Below are 17,144 nucleotides of genomic sequence, written 5' to 3' on the forward strand. Positions count from 1 at the left end.
GAGGACGGATGCGATGACGCATGTCACGCTACGCGCGGAGTTCGAAGACCTGATCGATCCGTATGCACCGGTCGGCCAGGTCGGGACCGGCTTCGATTTCACGGAAGGACCGATCTGGCATCCGCTCGATCACTTCCTGCTGTTCTCTGACATGCCCGGCGACGTGCGCCGGCGCTGGGATGCGCGGCGCGGCGTGGTCGAGGTCAAGCGTCCATCGAACAAGTGCAACGGCATGACCTATGATGCCGCCCTCAATCTGATCGTCTGTGAGCACGCGACCTCATCGCTCGTCCGTGAGCGGCCCGACGGGCGGCGCGAGGTGCTGGCCTCGCATTACGAGAACCAGGAGCTCAACAGTCCGAACGACGTCTGCGTCCATTCCTCCGGCGCGATCTATTTCTCCGACCCCTGGTACGGCCGCATGCCGGTCTATGGCGTCGAGCGGCCGCGCCAGCTCGGCTTCCAGGGCGTTTATCGTCTGCCGCCGGGCGGCGGCGCGCCGAAACTGCTGGTCGATCGTTATCTGTTCGAGCAGCCGAACGGACTATGCTTCTCGCCCGACGAGCGCATCCTCTATGTCAACGACACCGTGCAGGCGCTGATCCGCGCCTTCGACGTTAGCCCCGACGGCTCGCTCGGCAATCCGCGCGTGTTCGCCTCCGGCATTCGCTCGGAGCTTGAGCCCGGCCTGCCCGACGGCATGAAGTGCGACCAGCGCGGCAATGTCTGGGTCACCGCGCCGGGCGGCGTGTGGGTCTATTCGTCCGCCGGCGATCTGCTCGGCAAAGTCCGCCTGCCCGAACTCGTCGCCAACCTCGCCTGGGGCGGCGCCGATTTCCGCACGCTCTATCTGACCGCGACCCATTCGGTCTACGCGATCCCGACCGAGGTCGGGCCGCGCAACGAGCCCTATATGACTGGCAAGCGCGGCGGCGCCAGCGCCGTATCGTCCTCCACGCCGGCGCCCAATCTCGCCGCCGGCGAGATGCAGATTGAACCGCAGCGCTGCGCGATGATCATCCAGGACATGCAGAACGACGTCATCATGGACGGCGGCGCGTTCGCCGAGTCCGGTGCACCCGCCCATGCGCGCCAGCAGCATGTCGTCGAGAATGTTCGCCGCGTCGCCGAGGTAGCGCGTGCGCGCGGCGTCGCCATCATCCATGTCTGGTTCGTGGTCGAGCCGGGCGCGCCCGGCGTGACACTGAACGCGCCGCTGTTCGAAGGGCTGGTCGACAGCAAGGCGATGGTGCGCGGCAGCTGGGGCGCGGCGCCGGTCTCCGGTCTCGAACCGCGTCCGGGCGACTTCGTGGTCGAGAAGATGCGGATGAGCGCCTGGGAAGGCACGCGGCTCGAGACCATCCTGAAAGCAACCGGCCGCGACATGATCATCAACACCGGGGCCTGGACCAACATGTCGGTCGAGCACACCGCGCGCACCGGCGCCGACAAGGGCTATTTCATGATCGTGCCGGAGGATTGCTGCTCGACCATGAATGCCGACTGGCACAGCGCCGCGATCAATTTTGCCCTGCAGAACGTCTCCGTCGTGACCAACGCCGACACCGTCATCAAGGCGCTCGGCTGAGAGGCGGACGCATTGCCAAAGCTGCTTCACGTCGCCTGCTCTCCCCGCGCCGATTCGGAATCGGCAGCCGGCGCGCGCGTCTTTCTCGATCGCTTCCGCGAGATGCGGCCGGATTGGGAAATCGACGCGATGAATCTCTGGCGCGAGCCGTTGCCGGAGTTCGAGGGCTATCTGCTCGAGGCAAAATACGCCCGGATCGGCGGCAAGACCTTCACCAATTCGCAACACGACGCCTTTGCGATGGCGGAGCGGCTGGCGCTGCGGCTGGCGCTGGCCGACCGCGTACTGATCTCGACGCCGATGTGGAATTTTTCCATTCCCTACAAGCTCAAGCAGTGGCTCGACGTCATCATCCAGCCCGGCCTGACCTTCCGCTTCGATCCGGCGTTAGGTTATCTGCCGCTGCTCAAGGACCGTCCGACGGTCGTGATCATCGCCAGCGGCAGCGACTTCGTCACCGGCATGAACCGCGGCCGCATCGACATGGCAACGCCCTATCTGCGCGAAGCGCTGCGCTTCATCGGCATCAGCGACGTCCGCTTCGTGCCGATCGGTCCGACCACCGGACCTGCGGAGCCGATCCATGCCGCCCGCGAGGCCGCGCACCGCCGGCTCGCGGAGATGGCGGGGCGGTTTTGACCTGCTCTCACCACATCGTCGTCCCTGCGAAAGCCAGGACCCATAACCACCGCATTTGATTGTGAATGAGACCGTGGCCCCAGCCCTGCACAACAATTGCCATTCGGGGTAATAGGTCCCGGCCTTCGCCAGGACGACGGCGAGTGTGTGAACGGAGTCGTGAGCCATGTGTCCGCATTCTCGCGACAGCGCTCACACCTACGTTTCCGTCGGCGGAAACACGAGCCTGCACAGCAGTCCCGGCGCGTTGTCGCGCAGTTCGATACGCGCGCCGTGCAGGCTTGCGACCGCCGCGACCAGGCTGAGGCCCAGGCCGTTGCCTGGCGTGTAGCGGCTCTGCTCGAGCCGGTAGAAGCGCTTGAAAACGCGATCGTGCTGTTCGGCCGGAATGCCGGGGCCGTCATCGGCAACCGAAATCACCGGCCCGCCCTCGTCGTTGTCGCAGGTCACGGTCACCCGTCCGCCCGGACGCCCATGCTTGATGGCGTTGTCGACGAGATTGGCGATTGCGTCGAACAAGAGGTCGCGATCGCCGGTGACCAATACCGCCGGATCGCCGGCAAGGTCGAGGTGGGTGGTGACCTCTTCAGCGGCGGCGTCATAGAGCTCGACCACCTCACCGGCGATCTCGACCAGATTGACGGTGCGGAATGCGCCCTTGCGGGCTCGCGTCTCGATCTCGGAAATCCGCGTGATCGATGCGAACATCCCGAGCACCGCGTCGAGATCGGCAATGGTGTCGCCGATCAGCGCCGCATCGCCCTCGCCGTTGCGCGGGGCGTGATAGGCCTTTTCGAGCCGGCCGCGCATCCGGGTCAGCGGCGTGCGCAGGTCGTGGGCGATGTTCTCGCTGACCTGCTTGACGTCGCCCATCAGGGTCTGGATCCGGTCCAGCATCAGGTTGAGATTCTCGGCGACGCGATCCCATTCGTCATGACTGCCATGGAGCGGGATGCGCTGGTCGAGGCCGGAGAGCATGATGGCGCGGCTGGTCGCATTGATCGACTCGATCCGGCCGACCGTTCGCCGTGTGACCCCGATGCTGGCGGCAGCCGCAAGGCCGATGATCAGCACGACGACCGCGATGCCCGCGGCCCTGATCTGCGCCATGAAGCCGTCGAGATCGCTGATGTCGCGGCCGACCAGCAACCGACCGCCGCCTGGTAGGGTCTTCGCCACGGCGCGCACGAGCGCGGTTCCCGAAGGCAGCGCTGGCAGCGAGGTTCGAAATTCCGTCCATCCGTCTCCAATGGTATCTGCCGGCCATTGCGTGAGATTTCCCGCGAGCACGACGGAGCCGGGGCCGACCAGCAGATAAACCTGATCGGCGAGACCCTTGTTCGCGACGCGTTGCGCGATCAACGCGATCAGGCCATCGCGGCCGGATCGCGCATAGGCATCGTCGAGGTTTGCCTGCTCGGTCATGATGGCGCGGTCGGACCTGTCGCGCACATAGGACAGCGTCGACCCGTAGACATAGGCGAAGATCACGGACACGATGAGGCCGAACGTACCGATGGCGATCAACGCCAGGCGAAACGTCGACGACCTGAGGGTCTTAGCCAGGAGCACGGAGGCAGTACCCGATGCCGCGGATCGTGTGAATCAGCGGATAGGCTTGCTGGTCGTCGACCTTGCGGCGCACCCGGCCGACATAGACATCGATGATGTTGGTCGAGGGATCGAAGTGCAGATCCCAGACGTGCTGGAGCAGCATGGCGCGCGACACCACCCGGCCTTCGTTGCGCGCGAGATATTCGAGCAGCTGAAATTCCTTCGGCAGCAGCGGAATCTTGCGGCCGCGGCGGCTTGCCGTCCGCGCGATCAGATCGACCGCGAGATCGCCGACCCGCAGGATGGTCTCCTTGGCAACGGTCTCGCTGCGGCGGCCGAGCGCCTCCAGCCGTGCCAGCAACTCGACAAAGGAAAACGGCTTGACCAGATAGTCGTCGCCGCCGGCGCGCAGGCCGCGCACGCGATCATCGACCTCGCCGAGCGCGCTGATGATCAGGAACGGCACCGCGATGCCGTCGTCGCGCATCTGGCGCATCACCGTGATGCCGTCGATGTCGGGCAGCATGCGATCGATCGTGATCACGGCATAGTCCCGCGCCGCCCCCTGGCTCAGCGCCTCGCGGCCGTTCGCCGCCAGATCCACGTCATAGCCGCTGGTGGTGAGTTCCTCGACGAGTTGACCGGCGGTTTCCGGATCGTCCTCGACGACGAGAATGCGGCGGTGAGCTCCGGTCATGTTCTTGAACTCTCCGAGTTGTCCTGAACTCCCCGAGTTCTCAAACTCTCCGAGTGCCCCGCAACGGTCGCCGCCAGACTATCCCATTCCGGGGCTGGATGGAACGCCTGGCGACGGCCGCGACAACGGTGCGGTTCGTTGGGCGATCACCAATAGTCCCCGCACACATTGACCCATTGCAGTCCGTACGACGTCCATACCCTGCGGTAGCAGCCGTCATAGTAATCGGCATAGACGCCAGGCCCGCCGAAGAAGGCGAAGCGATGGAAGCGGTGATGGTGGTGGAAGAAGCCGCCATGATGGAAGAAGTGCGAGCCGTGGAATCCGGCGCCGGCGAATCGCGGGCCGAACGCCGGTGCGCCGGCGAAGCGCGCGCCGCCAAAATGCCCACCGGCAAAATGTCCGCCGCCGCCCATGGCGGCGAAGGCCATACCTCCACCGCGCATGCCGCCGCCGAAACCACCGCCATGCATTCCGCCGCCAAATCCGCCACCGTGCATGCCGCCGCCCATGGCGCCACCAAAACCGCCGCCATGGCCGCCGCCGAAGCCACCGCCACCGCCGTGCCCACCACCGCCACCGCCGCCACCTCTGGCGAAGGCTACGGGTGCAAGCGCAACACTGACGGCGAGCGTCGCCGCCGTGAGAACCGTGAAGAGCCTGTTCGTCATGAAATCCTCCCTGATTGGGACCGCGGCGAACCTCGTGTCGCCGCATGCAGAGCATGATCAGAAGACGCAAGCGTGAGGCCGACTTCAACTGACAAATGCGCCAGATTCTGACGCCGGATTTAGGATTGGCGAACGCGCCGGCACATACAGCAAATGGCTGGATCACGGGCCGCGACTGCGTTGGCCGAGATCGACGGACATTTGGCTGGAATCAGCGGGTGGCGCGCGTTGAAGCGATCCGCCGGGTTTCTTAATCCTGCGCCCATCCAAGGAGCGACGTCGTCGCGGCGGGATTGCAGATCCGGTTCACAATTTGTCGATCGCCGGGTCTCCCCGTCGCGCCGGCCGTAACCCATCCGCGATGCAATCGTCTTTGACCCGGCTCCTCTCTGCGCCGGGACGGCGATTGCTGACCTTCAGCAAGGAGCTTTCGATGAGCGACGAGATCAAAAGACCGTTTCTGACCCACGCCTCCGGCGCGCCCGTTGCCGACAATGTGAGCATCATGACCGCGGGTCCGCGCGGGCCGGCGCTTTTGCAGGACGTCTGGCTGATCGAAAAGCTGGCGCACTTTCACCGCGAAGTGATCCCGGAGCGTCGCATGCACGCCAAGGGCGCCGGCGCGCACGGCACTTTCACCGTCACCCACGACATCACGCGCTACACCAAGGCCAGCATCTTCTCGCAGATCGGCAAGCAGACGCCGATGTTCGCGCGGTTCTCGACCGTTGCCGGCGAGCGCGGCGCGGCGGACGCGGAGCGCGACATCCGCGGCTTCGCGCTGAAATTCTACACCGACGAAGGCAATTGGGACGTGGTGGGCAACAACACGCCGGTGTTCTTCTTCCGCGATCCCCTGCGCTTCATCGACCTCAACCACGCGATCAAGCGGCATCCGCGCACCGGCGTGCGCGACCCCGACATGAACTGGGATTTCTGGACGCTGCTGCCGGAAGCGCTACACCAGGTCACCATCGTCATGAGCGAGCGCGGTATCCCGAAGAGCTTCCGGCATCAGCACGGTTTCGGCAGCCACACCTACAGCATGATCAACGCCAACAACGAGCGGGTCTGGGTGAAATTCCACTTCCGCACCCGCCAGGGCGTCGGGAACCTGACCGACGCCGAGGCCGAGGCACTGGTCGGCAAGGACCGCGAGAGCCATCAGCGCGATCTGTTCAACAGCATCGAGCGTGGCGACTTCCCGGGCTGGACGCTGTTCATCCAGGTGATGACGGACGCGCAGGCCAACGCATTCAAGTTCAACCCGTTCGATCTGACCAAGGTGTGGCCGAAGGCGGACTATCCCTTGATCGAGGTCGGGTATTTCGAGCTCAACCGCAACCCGGAGAACTTCTTCGCCGAGGTCGAGCAGGCGGCGTTCACGCCGGCCAATGTCGTGCCCGGCATCGGCTATTCGCCGGACAAGATGCTGCAGGCCCGCCTGTTCTCCTATGGCGACGCGCAGCGCTACCGGCTCGGCGTCAACCACCACCAGATCCCGGTCAACGCGCCGAAATGCCCGTTTCATAGCTATCACCGCGACGGCGCGATGCGCACCGACGGCAATCTGGGCGCCACGCTGACCTATTGGCCGAACAGCCATGGCGAGTGGACCGACCAGCCGCAGCTGAACGAGCCGCCGCTCGAGATTGCCGGCGCCGCTGCACATTGGGATCACCGCGTGGACGACGATCACTGGCAGCAGCCGGGCGATCTGTTCCGCAACATGAATGCCGCGCAAAAACAGGCGCTATTCGACAACACCGCCCGCCAGGTCGGCCAGGCGTCGAAGCACATCCAGGAACGGCATGTTGCGAATTGCAGCAAGGCCGATCCGACCTACGGCAAGGGTGTCGCGGATGCGCTGGCAAAGTTCGCGGCCGGCAAATTGTAACGCAATGCCTTGACGAATGAAGCAATGAGTCCCGTCATCCTGAGGTGCGAGCTCTTGCGAGCCTCGAAGGATGCACGGCCCCGTCTCTGGCCGATTCATCCTTCGAGGCCCGCTCCGCGGGCACCTCAGGATGACGGGCAGCTCGGGTGACTCGGCGAGACGCGTCACGCAGTCGATTTGAAACAGGGCGGCGAGCTCGGCTTGCCGCCCTCACCTCGCTCAAGTCGGCTTGCCGCGCCCGCTCTTCTCGGCGGCGCGGCGTAGCGCCTCGGCGAGCGCGCCGCCGCCGGACTGCTCCTGCGGCTTGCGCGGAGCCGACGACGTCATCTTGGCGGAGCCGCGCGAGAAATCGCGTGACGGTCCGGCATTGTCCTTCTTCGGTCCGACCTCGTCGTCGAGCCGCAGGGTCAGCGCGATGCGCTTGCGCGCGACCTCGACATCCAGCACCTTGACCTTGACGATGTCACCCGGCTTCACCACCTCGCGCGGATCCTTGATGAAATTCCGCGACATCGCCGAGATGTGCACCAGGCCATCCTGGTGCACGCCGATATCGACGAAGGCGCCGAAGGCGGCGACGTTGGTCACGGTGCCCTCGAGGATCATGCCCTGTTTGAGGTCCTTGACCTCCTCGACGCCGTCCTTGAACACCGCCGCCTTGAACGCCGGACGCGGATCACGGCCGGGCTTCTCCAGTTCGCGCAGAATGTCGGTGACGGTCGGCAGACCGAAAGTGTCGTCGACGAAGGATTGCGGCCTCAGCCCGCGCACCACGTCGGCGTTGCCGATCAGCGCCTTGATGTCGCTCTTGGTCGCTTCGAGGATACGGCGCACCACCGGATAGGCTTCCGGATGCACGCCGGATGAATCAAGCGGGTCCTCGCCGTTGCTGATGCGCAGGAAGCCGGCGCATTGCTCGAACGCCTTCGGCCCGAGCCGCGGCACCTCCTTCAGTGCCTTGCGCGACTTGAACGGGCCGTTGGCGTCGCGGTGCTGCACGATGCTCTGCGCCAGCCCAGCGCCGATGCCCGACACCCGCGAAAGCAGCGGCACCGAGGCGGTGTTGGCATCGACGCCGACCGCGTTCACGCAGTCTTCCACCACGGCATCGAGCGAGCGCGCGAGTTTGGCCTCGCCGAGATCGTGCTGGTACTGGCCGACGCCGATTGCCTTCGGTTCGATCTTGACCAGCTCAGCCAGCGGATCCTGCAGGCGCCGCGCGATCGAGACCGCGCCGCGAATGGTGACGTCGAGATCGGGCAGTTCGCTCGACGCGAAGGCGGAGGCCGAGTAGACCGACGCGCCGGCTTCGGAGACCACGATCTTGGTCATCTTGCGCTCGGGCAGCCGCTTCACGAGCTCGGCGGCGAGCTTGTCGGTCTCGCGCGAGGCGGTGCCGTTGCCGATCGCGATCAGCTCGACGCCATGCTCGATCGCGAGCTTGCCGAGAATGGCCAGCGCCTCGTCCCAGCGCCGTTGCGGCTCGTGCGGAAAGATTGCCGTATGCGCCACCACCTTGCCGGTGGCATCGATCACCGCGACCTTGACCCCGGTGCGGTAGCCAGGATCGAGCCCCATGGTGGCGCGCGGACCGGCCGGCGCCGCCAACAGCAGGTCGCGCAGATTCGAGGCGAACACACGCACCGCCTCGGTCTCGGCCGCGGTCCACAGCCGCATCCGCAGGTCGATGTTGAGATGGATCTGGATCTTGGTGCGCCAGGCCCAGCGCACCGTCTCGCTCAGCCATTTGTCGCCCTTGCGGCCCTGGCTCGAGATCGCAAAGCGGTTCATGATCCTGAGCTCGTAGAGGCCGGGCACGCCGACCGCCGGCGCCTCGGCCTCCGGCTTGATCGCGAGGTCGAGGATCTCTTCCTTCTCGCCGCGGAACAGCGCCAGGATGCGGTGCGACGGCAGCTTTGGCAGCGGCTCGGAGAAATCGAAATAGTCCTTGAACTTCTCGCCTTCGGTCTTCTTGCCGGTGCGGACGGTCGAGGCCATGATGCCGTTCGACCACATCTCCTCGCGCAGCGCGCCGATCAGGTCGGCATCCTCGGCGAAGCGCTCGACCAGGATCGCGCGCGCGCCGTCCAGCGCCGCGGCGACGTCGGCGACCTGCTTCTCGGCATTGACGAAGGGAGCAGCGGCCTCGTTCGGATCGTTCTGCGGCTGCGTCAAGAGCTGATCGGCGAGCGGCTCGAGCCCGGCCTCCTTGGCGATCTCGGCCTTGGTGCGGCGCTTCGGCTTGTACGGCAGATAGATGTCTTCCAAACGGCCCTTGCTGTCGGCGGCCACGATCTGGGCCTCGAGCGCGGCGTCGAGCTTGCCCTGCTCGCGGATCGAATTGAGCACCGCGGTGCGGCGCTCCTCGAGCTCGCGCAAATATGTCAGCCGCTCTTCCAGCGTGCGCAGCTGGGCGTCATCGAGCGCGCCGGTGAGCTCCTTGCGGTATCGCGCAATGAACGGCACCGTAGCGCCGCCGTCGAGCAGCGTCACCGCCGCCTCGACCTGCTCGTCGCGAACGCCCAGCTCCTGCGCAATCTGATGATGGATCTTTGCCACGCCTGTCTCTCTCACCCCGTCGCGCCGCCAAATCACCGATGGCGCGGACGCCGCTTATGGACCATCCCGGAATGATTCATCAAGGCGCGCTGTGGATCAAATTTGGCGCACCGCACGCGCTATTTCCGGGATGTCGGCCGCCCGCGACTTGACAAATACACCCGCGCCGCATTGCCGCCGAAAATCGCAGCTCTTGCCTCACTTGACAAATCAGCAAGCAGGCTCTCGGCGGCGGCGAACCAGTGCGCATAGCCGCCGGCGAGGTTGACGACGGGCCAATCGCTGCCCCACAGCAGCCGCTGCGGCCCGAAGCATGCCAGTGCATGATCCACGGCCTCGCGCAAATCGGCGACCTGCCAGTTCGGCGCTGCTTCCGTCGCCAAGCCCGACAGCTTGCAGACGACGTTGGACCGCGCGGCCAGGCTCGCGATGTCGTCCTTCCAGGCCGCGATGTCGCCGGTTGCGAGTTGCGGCTTGCCGAAATGGTCGAGCACGAATTGCAGGTCCGGATGGCCATCGACCACCTGAACGAGCCGCGGCAAATGGCGCGGCAATACCAACGCGTCGAACACGAGGCCGTACTGCGCCATGGCCTCGAGCGGCGCGGCCAGTTCCGGCCGGAGCAGCCAGTCGTCGTCGGCGATGTCCTGCACCATCGGCCGCAGGCCAACCAGCAGTTCGCGCCCGGCGATCGCGTCGACCCGCGTCGCAGCGTCGTCAGCATCGAAGTCGATCCAGCCGACCACGCCGCGCACCAGCTCCGCGCCTTTGGCGACGTCAAGCATGAACGCCGTCTCCGCCTCGGTCGGCGCCGCCTGCACCAGGATCGTGCCTTCGATCCCGGCCGCGGCCAGATGCGGCATCAAATCGGGCAGGCCGAAGTCGCGGTAGATCGGCCCGCGTTCGGACGTCAGCCAGCCGTAATCGGCGCGCGCCAGAGTCCATACATGGTGATGGGCATCGATCCGCATCATGCCGGCACCGGCGCGTGCTGGTCGAGCAACCCCTCATTCTTCAAATCCCGCCACAGCGCGGTGGGGACGGGCGACGACAATGCGGCGGCGTTGCGCTCGACCTCCTGCGGCGTCTGTGCGCCGAGCACGACGCTCGCGACCGCCGGATGCCCCAGCGCGAAATGCAGCGCGGCGGTCGCGAGGGCCACGTCGTGCACGCGGCAGACGCGCTCGATTGTTGCCACCTTCTGCATCACGTCGGGCGGCGCGTCCTTGTAATTGTACTTGGCGCCGGCAACCGCGCCGGTTGCCAGGATGCCGGAGTTGAACACGCCGCCGAGCATGACGCCGATGCCCTGCGCCTGCGCGAGCGGCAGGAATTCGGCGAGCGCCGGCTGCTCCAGCAGCGAGTAGCGGCCGGCGAGCAACATAGTGTCGAACGTACCGGCCCTGGCGAAGCGCACGCACATCTCGGCCTCGTTGACGCCGATCCCGATGCCCTTGACCACACGTTCCGAGCGGAGCTTGTCGAGCGCGACATAGGCGCCCTCCATCGCCTCGCGGAACCTGGCTTCGATCGCATCCGCTCCATGGGTCCAGACGTCGACGTCGTGGATCAACAGCAAGTCGATATGATCGGTGCCGAGCCGCAGCAGCGACTGCTCGACCGAGCGCATGGTGCCGTCATAGGAATAGTCGACCACCGCGCGATGCGGCGCGCCGCCGACGAAGTTCGAGCCGTCGCCGCGGCCATGGAACGCGTCCATCCAGCGCCCGACCTTGGTGCAGACCACGATATCGTCACGCGCCACGCGGCGCAGCGCGGTGCCGCAGCGATGCTCGGCGAGACCATGCCCGTAGAGCGGTGAGGAATCGAGCAGGTTCACGCCCAGCGCAAACGCCCGCTCCGCGGCTGCGATCGCTGTGGCGTCGTCGAGCCTCGCGAAGAGGTCGCCGAGCGGCGCGGTACCGAAGCCGAGGATGGAAACGTCGAGGCCGGTGCGACCGAGCTTGCGGCGCGGCATTGCCGACGCAGGCGCCGGATGTGAGGATGGAGATTGGTTCACCGTGACGGCTCCCTTGCAGTTTTCTTGCTTGCAGGGAGAGTAGCCTCGCGGGCGAGCCGAGCACAAGCGGACGCGCAGTCAAGCGACAGTCGAAAGTTCCGCGCCACTGTGGATCCGACGTGACGACGCGAGCCTATTCGTCGTCGGAGTTGATCTCCTTGGCCACATTGTCGACCACCACGGGACTTTCGAAATAAGTCACCGTCGGATCGGCGCCGTATTTCTCACGGGCGCGGGCGCGCCACGCAGCGGTGTACAGCGCTTCCGCCTCACCCTTCGAGTTCCAGAAATAGATGCCTCCGGCCGTCATGCCGCCCTCCGACAGCACGTAGGTCTTGCGAAACAGCCCCGGCACGTCGCGATAGAGCGGTGCGGTGCTCAGGAAGATGCTGCGCGCTTCCTCGCGCGTGACCGGCTTCGGCAATTTGAACGTCGTGACGGCGGTAATCATGAGAACCTCCCGCGGGACCATTCTTGACATAATCGTCAAACTTGACAATTGTGTCAAGAATGAACCGGTGGAGCGAATTGCATGGTAGGTGTGCGTCAGTTTGACGAGGACGCGGTGATCGCGACCGCACTCGACGTGTTCTGGCGCAAGGGCCTGCACGACGCGACCATGCAGGACCTCGCGGAGGCGACCGGCGTACAGCGCGGCAGCCTCTACAACGCCTATGGCGACAAGGAAGCGATGTTCCTGCGCGCCTTCGATCGGTATACCGGGCAATTCCTGGAGGCGGCCGGCGACGCGCTGGCTCAGGGCGACACTGCGGCGGGGCTGAGGCACTTCTTCGACATGATCATCGTCAACATGACGGACGGCTCGCCGGCGCGCGGCTGCCTGACCACGCGCACGGCGCTCGACGCGGCCATTTCAAGCGCGGACGTGCGTCAGCGGGTGCAGGATGTGCTCACGCGGCTCGAGCAGCTGATCGACAAGGCCCTCGGCACGGCGCCGGGCAAGCGCAGCGCGGCCGATGCGAACCGGCTGGCGCGCGTCATCGTGACATACACGCGCGGACTGTCCGTGATGGAGCGCGCCGGATACAGCCGCAAGCAGTTGAGGGAGCTGGCCGCGACGTTCATCGACGCGGTCGTTGGCCACGCCTGAGGTCAGCCGGGCCGCCTGCGCGACCATGCGCCGACGAAGGTCGGCAGCGCAAAGACGCCCTGCATGGCGACGACCTCGCTGCGCAAGCGCTCGGCAAAGCTATCCAGCGCCAGCTCCGCTTCGGTGGCGACACCGAGCTTGACGATATGCGGCAAATTGCTGCGCAGGCCGCTCGCCATGTAATCGTAACCGTCGAAATCCTCCCCGCCTCCGGCCGGCGCAAACAGGCTCATGCGCGGTGCGGGAAGCCCGGCTGCGACGAAAGCGCCGTGCAACGACAATCCCATGCGATTGTTCAGACCCGCTCGGGCGAACATCTCCTTCACGGTGCTCCATGCCTGCGACAGCAGCGGCGACGGCGGATTGGCGATCGGCCCCTCGCCCCAGTCGAGATCCTGAAACGCCACGATGCCGTCGGGCTTGACGTGCCCGAGCGAGTGCCGAATTAGCGCCGCGGGATCCTTCACATAGATCAGCACGAGCCGGCCGACGACAGCATCGAAATCCCGGTCGAGCTCGATCGTGCTGATGTCGCCGACCCGGAACGAGACCTGGCCTAGGCCGAGCGAGCGTGCCGTGCCCGCGGCTTCCTCGACGATGGCGGGGTTGCTGTCGACCCCGACGACCGCCCCGCTCTCGCCGACCAGACCTGCGGCGATGAAGGACACGTTGCCTGCGCCGCTTCCGACGTCGAGCACCTTCATGCCCCGCGAGAGCCCGGCCTCCTTCAGGAGCTGCCATGTGGATGCATCGTAGAGCTGCGACTGACGCTTGAGCCTGTCGGTCTCCGCGGTCGAACGCCCCATCACATAGTTCGGATCGTAGCCGGAGGTCTCTTGCATGGATCTACCCGTCTTCGGTTCGTGAATGGAGGCGGCCGCGCCCGTGCTCAAGCCGGCCGCCGGCCCGACAGGAATGCTTGCAGATCCGCCGCGAAGCGCTGCTCGAACGCGATGGCGCGGTGGGGTGAATGGCCGCATCCCTCATAGCGAACGATGTCGGCACGCGGATTGTCGTGCGCGAAGCGCGCGTCGTGGTCCTCCAGCAAGGCCGCCCCACATCCAGGATCGGCCTGAATGATCCTGACAGGACAGAGGAATTCCCGCCTGGTCGGAATCGCAGCAAGAACGGAGGTCGCAACGTTTCCGTCCGCCCAGCAACGCCCGTCCTGCCGCTGCAGCGCTGACGCATGGCTCAACAGGTGACGGGGCCCGAAATGATCGCGGCCGATCCCGCCCATGGGCGTCGGAGAGTCTGCAAGGAACGCCAAGTACGTGCCGAGCGGCGCGCGCCCCTGCTGCCACGCGGCCTGACGCGCGCTGACGATCGAAAACAGCTTTGGGAAAGCCGATTTCTCCCACTCGCCCGGCTGGCCAAGATACCATGGCGGATCCTCGAGGAAGGCGGCGCGCACGTTGGCATCGCCGCGCTGTGCCAGCACCCCAGCAACACAGCCGCCGAGCGAGTGCCCGACGATCACCGCCGGACGCCCGATTGCGGCCAATGCGGTCTCCGCATCCGATACATAATCGGCGAGCGCGTAGCTCGGGGCCCGATCCGAGTGCCCGTGCCCCCGGAAATCCATAGTCCAGACCCGGTGTCGATCCCTGAGCCGACCGCCGGTTTCCTGCCATGTGTCGCGGCTGAGCGACAGGCCGTGCAGAAACAGGATCGGTTCACCGTCCGGCGGGCCATCGACCGAAGCAGCCAGCCTGACGCCATTATTGTCGAGCGTAATGTCGGTCACCGAACATCTCCGTTGCGAAATACCGCCAGCATCAGGCGTCGGCCCGATTGCACTTCGGCATCACCCGCGCCGATCTCAGCGCCCGATCTGCCGGAACTTGTCTGTGAGGCCGTCGAGATAACCGACCCAGGTCGAATTGATCGGCTGGTTCTCGATCAGCGCGTGAAAGCGGATCATCATGCAGATCAGGAACAGCGGCTGGATGAATGCCGCGCGCACCGTCACCGCCAGCAGGGCCGCGATGAGGACGGTGACCACGGCGCCATATTCCCTGACGGCCTCAGGCAGCCAGACCGTCACCACCCCTGCGGGGACCAGCAGCAGCAGGCAAAGCAGGATGCTCAGGATCCGCTCGACGATGACCATCCAGACCGACGCCGCCAAGATCGGCTTGGCGTTCTGGCAATAGTAGACCAGTCCGTCCTGGATGTTGCGCCTCGGATCGTCGCCGCCGCGCGCCAGATCGTAGGACAGCACCACCTTGTCCAGATAACGCGTCGCAGCCGACAGGATCGTGTTGAGCAGACCGACGATTGTCTTCATACCGGGCGCCGGCAACCAATCGCCGAGCGTATCGAGCGCATTGTGAAACGCGCGCAGCACGGCGCGGATCAGCGCGTTGAGCCCGAACAGGACCGCGACCTCGCCGAACCGGTCCATCACGATCCGGCGACCGTAGGCGAACTGCCCTTCGGTGCCGTTGCCGATGCTGCCGCGTGTGATCAGCTCGGTCAGCACGGCGACATGGCCGCAGGCGATCATGTGAAGCGTGTAGCGAAGGATGGCGCCCCAGATCCATCCGCCGAGCAGCAGGATACCAAGCAGCCAGCAATAGCCGAACAAGCTCGCGACATGGGTGCCGAGCCAGACCGCGCCGCCGACCGCGACCACGGCCCAGATGGCGCACGCTACGGCAAAGGCCAGCAGCACGCCCCAGCGCGCCAGCGCATAGGGCAAGGTCTCGACCAACAGCTTCAGCGCCGCCGCCAAACCATGATCGCGAACCAGCAGCGGATAAGAATGGGACGGTCCCTGGGATTGTCCCGCGGCGTGCCAATCGGCTGAACCGCCGCGGCCACCGCCATTGCTCAGGCTTATGTCAGACACGTGTTGCCTCTCGTTGGCTCTTGGGTTGCCGTGATCGATCGAAATTGGATTCAACGGGATTGCTGTTGCGGGATCAGCTCGACGCGGTGACTGATGCGGCAACCTGCCCAATGCGCAAACCTGCCCAAGAGCAGCTTGTCCGCCACCGACCAGGCATCACAGCGCCAACACCTCGGGGCTGGCAGAGGGTTGGTCCGTTGGCGCTGTGAGCCGGCACAGCCGCGACATCGATCAGGGAGGAGCGCCGATGTCGCGGCCAGCGATCATTGACCGGCGGCCGGCAGCTCGGCGTAGTTGCCGTCCTTGTCGCGGCGGTACACGACGTAATCGATCAGCGTGATGTCACCCTTCGGCGTGTAGCTGATGTTGCCGAGCACGGTATCCCAGTTTCCACTCTTGATGGTCGCTGCGATCTTCTTGGCATCCGTGGTCTGGGCGCGGGTGACGGCCTGGCTCCAGATCTGGAACGCGGCATAGCTGTAGAGCGTGTAGCCGTCCGGATCGATGCCCTTGTCCTTGAACTTCTTCAAGGTCGCGGCCGCGGTCACCTTCTTGCGCGGATCGGGCGAGAAGGTGAACAGCGAGCCCTCGGCAAGCGGACCCGCAATCGCGGCGAACTGCTTGTCGACCAAGGCGTCGCCGCCCATCAGCACGGCATTGACGCCCTGCTCGCGCATCTGGCGCAGGATCAACGCCGCCTCGGCGTAGTAGCCACCGACATAGACGAAATCGATCGATTCCTTCTTGAAGCGCGACACCAGCGCGGCAAAATCCTTGTCGCCCTTGGTGTAGGCCTCATAGAGCTTTTCCTTAACGCCCGCCGCGTTGATGGCGTTCTTGGTTTCGTCGGCAAGGCCTTTGCCGTAGGTCGTCTTGTCGTGGATGATCGCGACGTTCTTGGTCTTGTAGTTCTTGATGATGTAGGCGGCCGCGACCATGCCTTGCTGGTCATCCCGGCCGCAGACGCGGAACGTGTTCCACAATCCGCGCTCGGTGAAGAGCGGGTTGGTCGAGCCCGGCGTGATCTGCAGCACATTGCCCTCGGCATAGGCGTCCGAGGCTGGGATCGAGGTCGACGAGCAGAAGTGCCCGACGACGAACGGAATCTTCGCACCCGCCATCTTCTCGGCAACCGACACCGCCTGCTTCGGATCGCAGGCGTCGTCGCCGACCTCCAGCTTCAGCTTCTTCCCGAGCACGCCGCCCGCCGCATTGATGTCGGCGATGGCGAGGTCAGCACCGTTCTTGAACTGCTGACCGAAGCTCGCCTCCGAGCCTGTCATCGGCCCAACCACGGCAACACTGATATCCTGGGCCATGGCCGCGCTGGACAATGCCAGGCTCGCACCAACCGCAAGAAAGTATCCTCGAAGTGCAAACTTCATCATATTCTCCTTGATGGTCTCAAGTCGCCTCAATGCATCGCAATCGACTGGTATCGCCGGCCGCAACGATCATCGGGGGCTGCCTTGTATGCGCGCGATGAGCAGCAGGCTCGGACTGAGGCGACGGGGGATTGGACATATGCGACATTGGGCAACAATGTGAAACACG

At 65.3% G+C, this 17,144-nt stretch carries 15 protein-coding genes; 4 read left to right on the forward strand and 11 right to left on the reverse strand.

Translation table 11 applies throughout. The annotated features are described in order from the left end of the window. Positions 1 to 13 precede the first annotated feature (13 nt). A complete protein-coding gene (locus ACE103_RS34315) occupies positions 14 to 1,588 on the forward strand; it encodes an isochorismatase family protein (protein WP_375776626.1) in 1,575 nt (524 codons plus the stop codon). Between the two features lie 12 nt (positions 1,589 to 1,600). Further along, entirely contained in the window at positions 1,601 to 2,227 is a 627-nt protein-coding gene (locus tag ACE103_RS34320; protein WP_375776627.1) for an FMN-dependent NADH-azoreductase, read from the forward strand. A 198-nt stretch (positions 2,228 to 2,425) separates the two neighbouring features. On the opposite strand, the gene ACE103_RS34325 is transcribed toward ACE103_RS34320, so the two are convergent. The 3 genes from ACE103_RS34325 to ACE103_RS34335 form a co-directional block, all read right to left on the reverse strand. Further along, the gene (locus tag ACE103_RS34325; RefSeq protein WP_375776628.1) at positions 2,426 to 3,799 is read right to left on the reverse strand and encodes an ATP-binding protein; all 1,374 of its coding nucleotides are present in this window, start codon (positions 3,797 to 3,799) and stop codon (positions 2,426 to 2,428) included. Continuing rightward, on the reverse strand, positions 3,786 to 4,478 hold the full coding sequence (locus ACE103_RS34330; protein ID WP_021075850.1) for a response regulator transcription factor: 693 nt from the start codon (positions 4,476 to 4,478) through the stop codon (positions 3,786 to 3,788). Before ACE103_RS34330 ends, ACE103_RS34325 begins: the two co-directional genes overlap by 14 nt. 146 nt (positions 4,479 to 4,624) lie before the next feature. Beyond that, positions 4,625 to 5,149 (reverse strand): hypothetical protein, encoded by a 525-nt coding sequence (locus tag ACE103_RS34335; protein ID WP_375776629.1) that lies wholly within the window; start codon positions 5,147 to 5,149, stop codon positions 4,625 to 4,627. A 433-nt stretch (positions 5,150 to 5,582) separates the two neighbouring features. On the opposite strand from ACE103_RS34335, the gene ACE103_RS34340 reads away from it, so the two are divergent. Beyond that, positions 5,583 to 7,046 carry a catalase gene (locus ACE103_RS34340; protein WP_375776630.1) on the forward strand — a complete coding sequence of 488 codons (1,464 nt, stop codon included), beginning with the start codon at positions 5,583 to 5,585 and terminating at the stop codon, positions 7,044 to 7,046. Positions 7,047 to 7,265: 219 nt separating this feature from the next. Here the strand turns inward: ACE103_RS34340 and ACE103_RS34345 are convergent, their stop codons facing one another. The 4 genes from ACE103_RS34345 to ACE103_RS34360 form a co-directional block, all read right to left on the reverse strand. Next, positions 7,266 to 9,605: a Tex family protein gene (locus ACE103_RS34345; RefSeq protein ID WP_375776631.1), complete on the reverse strand. Its 2,340-nt coding sequence runs from the start codon at positions 9,603 to 9,605 to the stop codon at positions 7,266 to 7,268. 119 nt (positions 9,606 to 9,724) lie between these two features. Continuing rightward, on the reverse strand, positions 9,725 to 10,579 hold the full coding sequence (locus tag ACE103_RS34350; protein WP_375776632.1) for an amidohydrolase family protein: 855 nt from the start codon (positions 10,577 to 10,579) through the stop codon (positions 9,725 to 9,727). Then, on the reverse strand, positions 10,576 to 11,583 hold the full coding sequence (locus tag ACE103_RS34355) for an aldo/keto reductase (RefSeq protein WP_375781244.1): 1,008 nt from the start codon (positions 11,581 to 11,583) through the stop codon (positions 10,576 to 10,578). Before ACE103_RS34355 ends, ACE103_RS34350 begins: the two co-directional genes overlap by 4 nt. A gap of 175 nt (positions 11,584 to 11,758) precedes the next feature. Continuing rightward, entirely contained in the window at positions 11,759 to 12,076 is a 318-nt protein-coding gene (locus tag ACE103_RS34360; protein ID WP_375776633.1) for a monooxygenase, read from the reverse strand. Between the two features lie 81 nt (positions 12,077 to 12,157). Between ACE103_RS34360 and ACE103_RS34365 the strand changes: the two genes are divergently transcribed. Further along, on the forward strand, positions 12,158 to 12,736 hold the full coding sequence (locus ACE103_RS34365; protein WP_375776634.1) for a TetR/AcrR family transcriptional regulator: 579 nt from the start codon (positions 12,158 to 12,160) through the stop codon (positions 12,734 to 12,736). Between the two features lie 2 nt (positions 12,737 to 12,738). On the opposite strand, the gene ACE103_RS34370 is transcribed toward ACE103_RS34365, so the two are convergent. The 4 genes from ACE103_RS34370 to ACE103_RS34385 form a co-directional block, all read right to left on the reverse strand. Beyond that, positions 12,739 to 13,578, reverse strand: coding sequence for a class I SAM-dependent methyltransferase (locus tag ACE103_RS34370; protein WP_375776635.1), 840 nt, complete (start codon positions 13,576 to 13,578; stop codon positions 12,739 to 12,741). Positions 13,579 to 13,625: 47 nt separating this feature from the next. Beyond that, the gene (locus ACE103_RS34375; RefSeq protein WP_375776636.1) at positions 13,626 to 14,483 is read right to left on the reverse strand and encodes an alpha/beta fold hydrolase; all 858 of its coding nucleotides are present in this window, start codon (positions 14,481 to 14,483) and stop codon (positions 13,626 to 13,628) included. Positions 14,484 to 14,558: 75 nt separating this feature from the next. Further along, positions 14,559 to 15,590 carry a hypothetical protein gene (locus ACE103_RS34380; RefSeq protein WP_375776637.1) on the reverse strand — a complete coding sequence of 344 codons (1,032 nt, stop codon included), beginning with the start codon at positions 15,588 to 15,590 and terminating at the stop codon, positions 14,559 to 14,561. Between the two features lie 263 nt (positions 15,591 to 15,853). After that, on the reverse strand, positions 15,854 to 16,975 hold the full coding sequence (locus tag ACE103_RS34385) for a branched-chain amino acid ABC transporter substrate-binding protein (RefSeq protein WP_375776638.1): 1,122 nt from the start codon (positions 16,973 to 16,975) through the stop codon (positions 15,854 to 15,856). Positions 16,976 to 17,144: the final 169 nt, after the last annotated feature.

Source organism: Bradyrhizobium sp. ma5, assembly GCF_042258955.1.
Classification (GTDB): domain Bacteria; phylum Pseudomonadota; class Alphaproteobacteria; order Rhizobiales; family Xanthobacteraceae; genus Bradyrhizobium.